Genomic DNA, 12,076 nt, shown 5'->3' with positions numbered 1-12,076 from the left:
CTCCTTGAGGGGGACGGTCGTTCGCGGAGTCGAGTGGGGTGACTTCTGCGATACGGAAAGCGGCTTCCAAGTGGACACTTTGGAGCCGTTGTTGATCCCCCGGAAAACCTCTGTGTGACAGCCGTGTAAAACACGCACCTGAGTGACGCGTCGCACGCACACCACCTCAGCAGCCGCTGAGGTCCTCGGTGAGCACCCCCTGCGCGGTCTTCAACGAGCGGTCGTAGCAGCCACTCGAGCCGTACAGCCGGTAGCGCTCACTCGACGTCCCGACCGCGTGCCGCTGGTCGCGCGGCACATTCAGCGTGTAGGTCGCGTCCCCGCTGTAGGTGTCGTCGAGCCGTGACCACCCGGTCCGCCGCCCGTCCCGCGTGTCGACGACCGCCGCCCGGTCGCCCAGCGCGAGTACGGTACGCAGCCGGTCGTCCGCCCCGATCGTCGTCACGCCGTTCATCGTGTACGTCCGGTGCGTGGCCGTCGCCCGCGCCGGTCCACGCCCGTCGACGGTCACCGACTCGTCGTCCGTCCAGGTCGCGTCGAGCCCGTCCATGTTCTCGCCGTCGGTCCAACGGTGTACGGAGGTGTTCGCGAGCGTCCGGTCGACGGTGGTCCGCACCCGGCCGTGCGAGGTGTCGACGTACCCGGCGACGGTCAGCCGATGGCCCGCGTCGGTGTCCACGCGTTCCTCCGAACCGGGCGTGTACGTCGAGGAGTTGGCGAGCTCGCCCGCCCGGTCGAGGGTGAGCTTCCCGGTGACGTGGGCGCGCTGCGCGTCCTGCCAGACGAGCACGTTCACCGGCGCGCTCCAACCGCTCTGCCCCTCGGGCACGCCCACGACGGAGACGTCCACGTGGTGCGGGCGACCGTCGTTGAGCAGCCCGGCGAAGGGGGTGAGGTCGTATTCGATCGGCTTCACGTCGAAGGCACGCGGGCCCGGAATGACATACCAGAGAAAGGGGTCGGACCAGCCCCCGGTCCAGACGTTCGGGAACGGGGCGGCGATTCCGGCGAGTTGACCGTCGACCTTGATCTGCACCTCGCGGTAGGGGCCCTTGTCGGCCTGGCAGGAGTACGGCGCCGAGTCGGGCACCGCGAGATACCAGAACTCCTCGCAGCCACCGCCGGATCCGGTGGCGTACACCTCGGCGACGATGCGTTCGCTGTTGCGCGGGGTGGTGACGGTGGAGTCGGCGGCGAGGGTGAGGACGCGGTCGGGGGTCTGCGCCGCGGCGGGTCTGCCCTCGTAGAAGGTCAGCGTGGCCTTGACGCCGATGACACCGGTGTAGGTGTCGTCGACGACGTTGCCGATGAGCATCTCGACGTCCTGGGTGCTGCGGAAGGTGGCGCTGTAGCGCGTGACGTCCTTCTCGACGGACCAGGCGATGCCGTCGGGGGATGGCTCCGGTGTCGAGGTACGGAGGATCTCGACACCGCCGACGTGCAGATAGCCGAGCCGGTCGTACTGCCGTCCCTTGACCGTGCCGTCGAGGCGCAGGACGACCTTGCTCCAGTGGTCGCCGCAGGCCGTGGGTGGTGTGTAGGTGCCGCGGTACGGGGTGAAGTCGCGGAACTCGGTGTCGGCGAGGGTGACTTGGCAGGACTTGGTCTTGGGCTTGGCGATGGGCGGGGCGGCGGTGAGGGGGTCGTGCCAGTCGGTGCCGAACTCGGCGGGGACGTAGGCGACTTGGGCTTGCGTGTCGACTGCACGGGTCTTCGCGAGGGCCAACTGGGTCTGCATATCGGCCGCTTGGGCGGGGCCCGCTCCTAGGAGGGTGCTCGCCAGGAGGGTCGCTCCGGCGAGCATGGACATGACTATCCGGCTTCTCATGGGCGGTGTCCTACCCCTTGAGATGCGTCCTGTCCCCCATCAGCACGACGGGATGCCGGTCCGGGTCGAGCGTGCGCAGCAGATGTTCCAGCGCCTCTTTGGACAGGCTGACGCACGCCGACGTACCGCTGCCGTGGTCCAGGTGCAGCCAGATCCCGCCACCCTTGTCCTCGCCCTCGGGCTGCTCCCCGTCGTCGGGCGGGGTGCCGGGCACGCGGTTGTAGTCGATGGCGATGACGTAGTCGAAGTCGTGCCAGTGCGACTCGTCCCAGTCGCGGGGCGCCTCGTACGACTCGTCCTGGAAGTACGGGAGTTCGGTGCCGGGGTCGTCGAGGACACCGCCCGCGGCGGTCAGCGTGAACACGCCGACGGGGCTGCGCTTGTCGTCGAGGTGGTGGTCGGTGGTCCAGCCCCGTTTGCCGTTGTGCGCGGGCCAACTGGCGTCCCGGTGCCAGGTGGAGCCGTGCTTGGTGAACAGCACGGCGCTGGAGTTCGGGGAGTCCTTGCCGTCGCCGTAGACCGCGAGGACCTGGCCGGTGTCGGCGGGGAGGGCGCGCTGGAGCCGGTCGCCGACATCCGGGATGCGGGTCGGGTCCGGGGTGGCTACGGCCTTTCTCGGGTGGGTCGCCGGTGCGCCGGGTCTTCCCTCCCGGCCGCCGGGGTGTCCGGTGTGCGCGCTTCCGCACGCGGACAGGGTCGTCATCGTCAGGAGGGAACCGAGAGCCGCCATCGCGACCGTCGCACGTCGTGTGCCGCCACTCTGCATTCGGCCATGGTCACATCGCGTTCAGCGGCATTGTGTGAGGTCACGGACATCTCGCCCCTGATGGGTGAACGCCGGTTCTGACCCCCGGCCGGGAAAACCCCTTGCTTCCGACCACTCTGCGACGCGAACCTTTCACGGTTTGTTGCCGCGTTCCGCGGTTCCCTCCTTTCCCCTCCCCTTCCCGTCTGACAAGAGCCACTGGGACGTCATGCAGATTCAAGACCTTCCGTATCCCGACCCGGGTGTGCCGGACGCGCGCTCGGGGCCTCGATTCCTGTGGTGGCTCGGCCGGAATCAGCTCGGTGGACAGTTCAAGTCCCTGGCCTGGGGGCTGCTGCACTTCGTGTCCGTCTCCGCGCTGCCGTTCTGTGTGGGGTTCGCCGTGCAGGCCGTGGTCGACCGCTCCGGGAGCCGGCTGGCCCTGACCGGCGGGCTGATGGTGCTGTGCGGGGCGGGCATCGCCGTGGGCGACACCTTCCTGCACCGGACCGCCGTCACCAACTGGATCACGGCCGCCGCCCGCGTCCAACAACTGCTGGCCCGCCAGGCGTCCCACCTCGGCTCGGCGCTGACCCGGCGGGTCGCCGCCGGTGAGGTCGTGGCCGTGTCCACGGGGGACGTCGAGAAGATCGGCTGGTTCGTGGAGGCGCTGTCGCGCTTCCTGGCCGCCGCGCTGACGATCGTCATCGTGTGCGTCGGTCTGTTCGTGTACCAGCCGGCGCTCGGTGTCGTCGTCGCCGTGAGTGTGCCCGTGCTGGCGATCTCCGTGCTGCCGCTGCTGCCCCGCGCCACCCGGCGTGCCGACGTACAGCGCGAGAAGGCGGGCCGCGCCACCGAGCTCGCCTCCGACACCGTCGCCGGACTGCGGGTGCTGCGCGGCATCGGCGGCGAGGAACTGTTCCTCGACCGCTACCGCCGCGCCTCGCAGGAGGTCCGCCACGCGGCCGTGCGCAGTGCCCGGATGTGGGCGGTCATCTCCGCGATCCAGGTGCTGATGCCGGGTCTGCTGCTGATCGCGATCGTCTGGCACGGTGTGCAACTCGCCCGCCAGGGCCGGGTCACGGTGGGCGAACTGGTCACCGTCTACAGCGCGGTGATGATCATGTCCTACCCGCTGCGGCACTTCGAGGAGATCGCCATGGCGTACTCCTTCTCCCGGCCCTCGGCCAAGCGCGCCGCGCACGTGCTGTCCCTGGAGCGGGTCACCGACACCGTGGGGACGCGCGCGGCCGAGGTGCCCGCCGGGGATCTGTACGACCCGGACACCGGTCTGCTGGCGCCCTCCGGCCGGCTCACCGCCGTGGTGTGCGGCGATCCGGACGCGGCCGGGCGGCTGGCGGAACGCCTCGGCGGACACCCCGCCGAGGCCGGCACCTCCGTGCTCCTGGACGGCGTACCGCTCGACGAACTCCCCCTCGACTCGGCGCGCACCGCCGTCCTCGTCCAGGACAAGGACCCGGTGCTGCTGTCCGGTTCGCTGCGCGAGCTGCTCGACGTGCCCGCCTCGGGTGCGGTCGGCGCGGCGGAGGCCCTGGCCGCCGCGCAGTGCGGGGACGTGCTGGTGGCGCTCGCCCAGGGCTCCCTCGGCACCGAGGACCCGATGGACTCCCGCGTCACCGAACGCGGACGCTCCCTCTCCGGCGGCCAGCGCCAACGGCTCGCCCTTGCGCGGTCGTTGATCACGGACCCGGAGGTCCTGGTCCTGGACGAGCCGACCTCCGCCGTCGACTCCCACACCGAGGCCCGGATCGCCGACGGCGTACGGGAGTTGAGGGCGGGCCGGACCACGGTGGTGTTCACCTCCTCGCCGCTGCTCCTGGACCAGGCGGACCGGGTCGTGCTCGTGCACGAGGGCGCGGTGGTGGCCGTCGGCGCCCACCGCGAGCTGCTCCGGAGCGAGCCCCGGTACCGGGCCGTGGTGACCCGCGAGACCGAGGAGGAGTCCGCGTCGCGGGGCGGCCCGCCGACGGACGACGGGGCCACCCTGCGGGGTGCCTTGGACGACGAGGCCTCCCTCCGGAGTGCCTTGGACGATGAAGCCTCCTTGCGGGGTGCCTTGTCCGACGACGATGCCCTGGACGACGAAGCCGCGCTGCGGAGCGCACTGGAAGAAATCGAGGAGAGCGCATGATCGGCGTGGCGCCCCCGGCCTACGACCCGGCGGCCCCGACCACGGCGAACACCCTGCCGGTCGGCGCCCCCACGACCGTACGGGCCTACGTGTCCGAACTGTTCCACCGGCATCGCCGTGCCTTCCTCCTTCTCGTCGGCGTGAACACGGTCGCCGTGGTCGCCTCGATGGTGGGCCCCTATCTGCTCGGCGATCTCGTCGAGCGGGTGTCGGACAGAGCGCGGGAACTGCATCTGGGCCTGACCATCGGGGTGTTCGCGGTCGCGCTCGTCGTCCAGGCCGTGTTCACCCATCAGGTGCGGTTGCGCGGCGCGATGCTCGGCGAGCGGATGCTGGCCGACCTGCGCGAGGACTTCCTCGTCCGGTCGGTCGGGCTGCCTCCGGGGGTCCTGGAACGGGCGGGCACCGGCGACCTCCTGTCCCGCATCACCACCGACATCGACCGGCTCGCCAACGCGATGCGCGAAGCCGTGCCGCAACTGGCGATCGGGGTGGTGTGGGCGCTGCTGCTGCTCGGCGGTCTGGTCGTCACCGTGCCGTCGCTGGCGCCCGCCGTGCTGATCGCGGTGCCGGTGCTGGTGATCGGCTGCCGCTGGTACTTCAAGCGCGCACCGGCCGGCTACCGCTCCGAGGCCGCCGGGTACGCCGCCGTGGCCGCGGCCCTGGCCGAGACCGTGGACGCCGGCCGCACCGTCGAGGCGCACCGCCTCGGCGACCGGCGCATCGCCCTCTCGGAACGCCGCGTCAAGGAGTGGACCGCCTGGGAGAACTACACGCTCTGGCTGCGGTCGGTGCTCTTCCCGGTCATCAACATCACTCATGTCACCGTGCTCTGTTCGGTCCTGATGCTCGGCGGGGTGTTCGTCCTGAACGGCTGGATCGGGGTGGGCGAGCTGACGACGGGTGCCCTGCTCGCGCAGATGCTCGTCGACCCGGTGAACCTGATCCTGCGCTGGTACGACGAGCTCCAGGTCGCCCAGGTCTCGCTGGCCCGGCTGGTCGGCGTCCGGGACATCGAGCCCGACGCCGGGGATGCCGCACTGTCGCCCGAGGGCCGGGACGTGCACGCGGACCGGGTGCACTTCGGCTACATCGAGGGCGTCGACGTGCTGCGCAAGGTGTCCCTGGAGGTCGCGCCCGGCACCCGGCTGGCCCTTGTGGGCCCCTCGGGCGCGGGCAAGTCCACCCTGGGCAGGCTCCTCGCCGGCATCTACGCGCCCCGGGACGGCCGGATCACCCTGGGCGGCGCCGAACTCTCCCGGATGACCGCGGAACACGTCCGCTCCCATGTTGCCCTCGTCAACCAGGAGCACCACGTGTTCGTGGGCTCCCTGCGCGACAACCTCCTGCTCGCCCGGACCGACGCGGCGGACGCCGAGCTGTGGGCGGCGCTGGGCGCGGTCGACGCGGACGGCTGGGCGCGGGCGCTGGACGAGGGCCTCGACACCGAGGTGGGCTCGGGTGGGCTGGCGCTCACACCGGCCCAGGCCCAGCAGATCGCGCTGGCCCGGCTGGTGCTGGCCGACCCGCACACGCTGGTCCTGGACGAGGCGACCTCGCTGCTCGACCCGCGCGCGGCCCGTCACCTGGAACGCTCCCTGGCCCGCGTCCTCGACGGCCGCACGGTCGTCGCGATCGCCCACCGCCTGCACACCGCCCACGACGCGGACGTCATCGCCGTCGTCGAGAACGGCCGCATCAGCGAACTGGGCAGCCACGACGAGTTGGTGGCGGCGGAGGGGGCGTACGCGGCGCTCTGGCGGTCCTGGCACGGGTAGCTCCGCCGGTGGAGCGGTGACCGATCCGCGGGTCGGTTGCCGCGCCGGTCGGAGTGCGAAGTGACCGGTCCGCGGGTCGGTGGGGGCTGGTGGGAAGCCGGACCACTCGAGCCGTGCCGTTGCGCGGTGGGGAAAAGGGGTGGAAGGCTGGGGAGCGGCACCGGTTCGGGAAGTGCCCGGGGACCATGTGGTCCGTGCCGGGCGTCGCCTGTGCCCCGCACGGCGGCGACCCGCCGCCGAGCGCGGTGAGAACGGGCCGGTCCCCACCACCTGGAGGTAGCCGTGAACAGCGTCGACGGATGGGGAGACGACGTCTACCAGCCCGACGGATCCGAGGTGCAGGACGACGCGGGTCTGCTCGACGCGGAGGACACCCTGGTGGCCGACGGCGTCGAGGACCCCCTCGACCGCGGCTGGTCCCCGCCGGACCGCCCCTGGGCGGTGGAACGCGACGACGTGACGGCCGCCGAGCGTCAGCACGGCGAGACGCTCGACCAACGCCTCGCCGAGGAGGTCCCGGACCTCGCGGTGCCCGACGGGGACGGCCTCGGCGATTCCGAGGACACCGACGGCGAACTCCTGGACATCGAGGTCGGCGACACCCGATCGGGCCGGCTCGTGGCACCCGACGAGGGAGCGCACGAGGACGAGGAGAGCGCCCTGATCGCCACGGACGTGGGCATCGACGGCGCCGCCGCCTCCGCCGAGGAGGCCGCGATGCACATCGTCGACGAGGACGAGGACTCCCTCTACGGCTGACCTCGCCGCCCCGCCGCCGTCCACCGCACCAGCGCCGCAGGAGGAGCAGCCATGCAGCAGGACAAGCAGCCCGACTACCACCCCGTGGTCTTCCGTGACCGCGCCGCCGGATTCGCCTTCCTGACCCGGTCCACCGCGACCAGCGACCGAACCATCGAGTGGGACGACGGCGAGACCTACCCGGTCGTGGACGTGGAGATCTCCTCGGAGAGCCATCCCTTCTACACCGGCAAGGCGCGGACGGTGGACTCGGAGGGCCGCATCGCCCAGTTCGAACGGCGCTACGGCGGCGGGGCGGGCGAGGGTTCCGGCGGGGCGTGAGCCACTGACCGCGCCGACGCCGGAACCGGGGTCGGGCCTCAGATCACGTTGAGCGCCGCCGCGCAGCCCACTCCCCCGAGCAGTATGAACACCGGCATCAGCACCTTGAGCTCGATCCAGCTGCCCGCGCGGAACCGCATCACCTTCGGCGGGCCGATCGGGTACCAGCGCTTGCGGCCCAAGGGGATCGGCCACAGGATCGGGCAGCCGGAGACGGTCAGCGCATCCCCGATGTCGTGCACCAGCGCACCCAGCACGACCGGCAGGCCGAGCCACAGGTACTGGTGCTGGTCCGTGAACAGCCAGTCCGAACCGTTGCCCGGCTTGTCCAGCACTCCGGCGAGGATCCACGCGCTGGTCGCCGCCAGCAGCCACACCAGGATGTCGCTGCTGGAGCCGCGGGCCGCCCGCCACAGCAGTCCCTCGATGGCCAGCACCATGTGCACGAAGAGGATCGCCAGCACTCCCCAGCGACCGCCCAGGATCGCCACGCCCGCACTCCCCGCCCCGATCAGGACCGCCCACAGCCAGGTGTGGGTGAGCGTGCGGTGCCCGCCGTTGCGGCGCGGGTCGCCCTGCTTCCTGGTCCCCTTGTAGACGGCGTACGACAGCTTGTCGACGACCTCGCACACGGTCCGGGAGACGGGGCCGAAGGCCCGGGAGATGGTCGCCGCCTTGTGGTCCAGGTCCGGGGCGAGCGCCGCGCCGGCGCAGATCAGTGCGCCGACCAGGATCACCGGCCACGGCATCGGATGCCCGGCCGCGGCGGTCGCCGCTCCGACGCCGAGCCAGGCCGCCGCTCCCGACAGTGAGTGTGCTGGTCCCATCATGGCCGTTCCCCGCCCCATTCCTCTTACGCCGCCGGTCAGTTGCTCGGGCGCCCTGACACTGTGTCGGCGACACAGCGTAGCGGCAACGATCTTCGTCCCCGCGGCCGATTCCCCCATCGGCCACGGCGCCAGGCAAGATGGGGTCGTGACCCTCATCGACCAGTTGCCGCCGACCGCAGATCCCGACGCCCTCTACGAAGCCTTCGAGTCGTGGGCCCGGGAGCGCGGTCTCACGCTCTACCCCCATCAGGAGGAGGCGCTGATCGAGGTGGTCTCCGGTGCGAACGTGATCGTGTCGACGCCCACCGGCTCCGGCAAGAGCATGATCGCCGCCGGTGCGCACTTCGCCGCGCTGGCCCGGGACGAGGTCACCTTCTACACCGCCCCGATCAAGGCGCTGGTCTCGGAGAAGTTCTTCGAGCTGTGCAAGATGTTCGGCACCGAGAACGTCGGCATGTTGACCGGCGACGCGTCCGTCAACTCGGACGCGCCCATCATCTGCTGCACCGCGGAGGTCCTCGCGTCGATCGCGCTGCGCGACGGCAAGCACGCGGACGTCGGCCAGGTCATCATGGACGAGTTCCACTTCTACGCGGAGGCGGACCGCGGCTGGGCCTGGCAGATCCCGATCCTGGAGCTGCCGCAGGCCCAGTTCATCCTGATGTCGGCCACGCTCGGCGACGTCGCGATGTTCGAGAAGGACCTCACCCGCCGCACCGGGCGCCCCACTTCGGTGGTCCGCTCGGCGACCCGGCCGGTGCCCCTTTCCTACGAGTACAAGCTGACCCCGCTCACCGAGACGCTGACCGAGCTGCTGGAGACCAGGCAGGCGCCGGTCTACATCGTGCACTTCACCCAGGCGCAGGCCGTGGAGCGGGCGCAGGCGTTGATGAGCATCAACATGTGCTCGCGCGAGGAGAAGGACCAGATCGCCGAGCTGATCGGCAACTTCCGCTTCACCACCAAGTTCGGCCGCAACCTCTCCCGTTACGTACGGCACGGCATCGGCGTGCACCACGCCGGCATGTTGCCCAAGTACCGGCGCCTGGTGGAGAAGCTCGCGCAGGCGGGCCTGTTGAAGGTCATCTGTGGCACGGACACGCTGGGGGTGGGCGTCAACGTGCCCATCCGCACAGTGCTGTTCACGGCGCTGGCCAAGTACGACGGCATCCGGGTACGTACGCTGCGCGCCCGTGAGTTCCATCAGATCGCGGGGCGCGCCGGACGCGCGGGGTTCGACACGGCGGGTCTGGTGGTCGCCCAGGCTCCCGAGCACGTCGTCGAGAACGAGAAGGCCCTCGCCAAGGCGGGAGACGACCCGAAGAAGCGCCGGAAGGTCGTCCGCAAGAAGGCACCCGAGGGCTTCGTCGGGTGGACGGAGGGCACCTTCGAGAAGCTCATCACCTCCGACCCGGAGCCGCTGACGTCCCGCTTCCGGGTCACGCACACGATGCTGCTGTCGGTGATCGCCCGCCCCGGCAACGCCTTCGACGCGATGCGGCATCTCCTGGAGGACAACCACGAGCCGCGCAAGCAGCAGTTGCGGCACATCCGGCGGGCGATCGCCATCTACCGCTCGCTCCTGGACGGCGGCATCGTCGAGAAGCTCGACACCCCGGACGCCGAGGGCCGCATCGTGCGCCTCACCGTCGACCTTCAGCAGGACTTCGCCCTGAACCAGCCGCTGTCGACCTTCGCCCTCGCCGCGTTCGAGCTGCTGGACCCCGAATCGCCGTCGTACGCGCTGGACATGGTGTCCGTCGTCGAGTCCACGCTGGACGACCCGCGGCAGATCCTCGCCGCCCAGCAGAACAAGGCGCGTGGCGAGGCCGTGGCCGCGATGAAGGCGGACGGCGTCGAGTACGAGGACCGCATGGAGCGCCTCCAGGACGTCAGCTACCCCAAGCCGATGGAGGAGTTGCTCTTCCACGCGTACAACACGTACCGCAAGAGCCACCCGTGGGTCGGCGACCACCCACTGTCCCCGAAGTCCGTGATCCGGGACATGTACGAACGGGCCATGTCCTTCACGGAGTTGACCTCGTACTACGAGCTGGCCCGCACCGAGGGCATCGTGCTGCGCTACCTCGCCGGTGCCTTCAAGGCCCTCGACCACACCGTCCCGGACGACCTCAAGTCCGAGGACCTCGAGGATCTGATCGCCTGGCTCGGCGAGATGGTGCGCCAGGTCGACTCCAGCCTGCTGGACGAGTGGGAGCAACTGGCCAACCCGGCGGAGATGACCGCCGAGGAGGCCCAGGAGAAGGCCGACCAGGTCAAGCCGGTCACCGCGAACGCGCGCGCCTTCCGGGTCCTGGTGCGCAACGCGATGTTCCGCCGCGTGGAGCTCGCCGCCCTCGACCATGTCGGGGAGCTGGGCGAGATGGACGCCGAGGCCGGCTGGGACGCGGACGCCTGGGGCGAGGCGATGGACAAGTACTGGGACGAGTACGAGGACCTCGGCACCGGCCCCGACGCCCGCGGGCCCAAGCTCCTGCTCATCGAGGAGGAGCCGCAGCACGGCCTGTGGCGCGTTCGACAGATTTTCGCCGACCCGAACGGCGATCATGACTGGGGCATCAGCGCGGAGATCGATCTCGCGGCCTCCGACACGGAGGGCCGTGCGGTCGTCCGTGTCACCGACGTCGGCCAGCTGTGAGCACAGGAGAATCCCACCCATGACGAACCCGGCAGAGCGGCTCGTCGACCTGCTCGACCTGGAGCAGATCGAGGTCAACATCTTCCGTGGCCGCAGCCCGCACGAGTCCCTGCAGCGGGTCTTCGGCGGCCAGGTCGCGGGCCAGGCGCTGGTCGCCGCGGGGCGCACCACGGAGGGCGACCGACCCGTGCACTCGCTGCACGCGTACTTCCTGCGCCCGGGCCGGCCGGGCGTGCCGATCGTGTACCAGGTCGAGCGGGTCCGGGACGGGCGGTCGTTCACCACCCGTCGGGTCACCGCCGTGCAGCAGGGCCGCACGATCTTCAATCTCACCGCCTCCTTCCACAAGCCTGAGCAAGGTCCCTTCGAGCACCAGCTGCCGGCCCGCGAGGTCCCGGACCCGGAGTCCCTGCCGACGGTGTCGGAGGAGGTCCGGGCCCATCTGGGCGTGCTGCCTGAGCAGTTGGAGCGGATGGCGCGCCGTCAGCCCTTCGACATCCGGTACGCGGACGGGCTGCGCTGGAGCGCCGAGGAGATCAAGGACGCCGAGCCGCGCAGCGCCGTGTGGATGCGCGCGGTCGGGCCGCTCGGCGACGATCCGCTGGTGCACACCTGCGCGCTGACGTACGCCAGCGACATGACGCTCCTGGACGCCGTCCGCATCCCCGTCGAACCCCTGTGGGGACCGCGCACCTTCGACATGGCGTCCCTGGACCACGCCATGTGGTTCCACCGGCCGTTCCGCGCGGACGAGTGGTTCCTGTACGACCAGGAGTCCCCGATCGCGACGGGTGGCCTCGGCCTGGCGCGTGGGCGCATCTACGACAGGGAGGGGCGCCTGCTCGTCTCGGTCGTCCAGGAAGGGCTGTTCAGGGCCCTGTAGCCGGTGGACGCGCGCTGTGACTCACGCTTTTCTGCGGCGCAGCCAGCCCAACATGCCGCGTGATCGCTCGGGTTCCGGCGCCAACTCGAGCGGCCACCCGCTCGAGTTGGCGCCGGAACCC

9 protein-coding genes are annotated in these 12,076 nt (G+C 70.8%); 6 read left to right on the top strand and 3 right to left on the bottom strand.

Annotation, left to right across the window (positions count from 1 at the left end; translation table 11 throughout):
* Window positions 1-166 precede the first annotated feature (166 nt).
* Together JHN63_RS19955 and JHN63_RS19950 are read right to left on the bottom strand one after the other, a co-directional pair.
* Window positions 167-1,828 (bottom strand): peptide-N4-asparagine amidase, encoded by a 1,662-nt coding sequence (locus tag JHN63_RS19955; RefSeq protein WP_307781927.1) that lies wholly within the window; start codon window positions 1,826-1,828, stop codon window positions 167-169.
* A gap of 10 nt (window positions 1,829-1,838) precedes the next feature.
* On the bottom strand, window positions 1,839-2,594 hold the full coding sequence (locus JHN63_RS19950; protein WP_200682457.1) for a L,D-transpeptidase family protein: 756 nt from the start codon (window positions 2,592-2,594) through the stop codon (window positions 1,839-1,841).
* Between the two features lie 208 nt (window positions 2,595-2,802).
* Between JHN63_RS19950 and JHN63_RS19945 the strand changes: the two genes are divergently transcribed.
* The 4 genes from JHN63_RS19945 to JHN63_RS19930 all read left to right on the top strand — a co-directional run bounded on the left by JHN63_RS19945 (window position 2,803) and on the right by JHN63_RS19930 (window position 7,583).
* Complete coding sequence (locus JHN63_RS19945; protein WP_200682456.1) at window positions 2,803-4,725, top strand: ABC transporter ATP-binding protein; 1,923 nt, start codon at window positions 2,803-2,805, stop codon at window positions 4,723-4,725.
* Window positions 4,722-6,503 (top strand): ABC transporter ATP-binding protein, encoded by a 1,782-nt coding sequence (locus tag JHN63_RS19940; protein ID WP_200682455.1) that lies wholly within the window; start codon window positions 4,722-4,724, stop codon window positions 6,501-6,503. Before JHN63_RS19945 ends, JHN63_RS19940 begins: the two co-directional genes overlap by 4 nt.
* 282 nt (window positions 6,504-6,785) lie before the next feature.
* Window positions 6,786-7,262, top strand: a complete 477-nt coding sequence (locus tag JHN63_RS19935) for a DUF5709 domain-containing protein (RefSeq protein ID WP_200682454.1) — start codon at window positions 6,786-6,788, stop codon at window positions 7,260-7,262.
* 51 nt (window positions 7,263-7,313) lie between these two features.
* Window positions 7,314-7,583 carry a type B 50S ribosomal protein L31 gene (locus JHN63_RS19930; RefSeq protein ID WP_200682453.1) on the top strand — a complete coding sequence of 90 codons (270 nt, stop codon included), beginning with the start codon at window positions 7,314-7,316 and terminating at the stop codon, window positions 7,581-7,583.
* Window positions 7,584-7,621: 38 nt separating this feature from the next.
* On the opposite strand, the gene JHN63_RS19925 is transcribed toward JHN63_RS19930, so the two are convergent.
* Window positions 7,622-8,413, bottom strand: a complete 792-nt coding sequence (locus JHN63_RS19925) for a metal-dependent hydrolase (RefSeq protein WP_200682452.1) — start codon at window positions 8,411-8,413, stop codon at window positions 7,622-7,624.
* A 145-nt stretch (window positions 8,414-8,558) separates the two neighbouring features.
* Between JHN63_RS19925 and JHN63_RS19920 the strand changes: the two genes are divergently transcribed.
* Window positions 8,559-11,072, top strand: coding sequence for a DEAD/DEAH box helicase (locus JHN63_RS19920; protein WP_200682451.1), 2,514 nt, complete (start codon window positions 8,559-8,561; stop codon window positions 11,070-11,072).
* A gap of 19 nt (window positions 11,073-11,091) precedes the next feature.
* On the top strand, window positions 11,092-11,955 hold the full coding sequence (locus JHN63_RS19915) for an acyl-CoA thioesterase II (RefSeq protein ID WP_200682450.1): 864 nt from the start codon (window positions 11,092-11,094) through the stop codon (window positions 11,953-11,955).
* Window positions 11,956-12,076 lie beyond the last annotated feature (121 nt).

The sequence above is a fragment of the Streptomyces sp. MBT65 genome, from assembly GCF_016612545.1.
In the GTDB taxonomy this organism is placed as follows: domain Bacteria; phylum Actinomycetota; class Actinomycetes; order Streptomycetales; family Streptomycetaceae; genus Streptomyces.
This window is presented reverse-complemented; position numbering and strand designations above follow the sequence as displayed.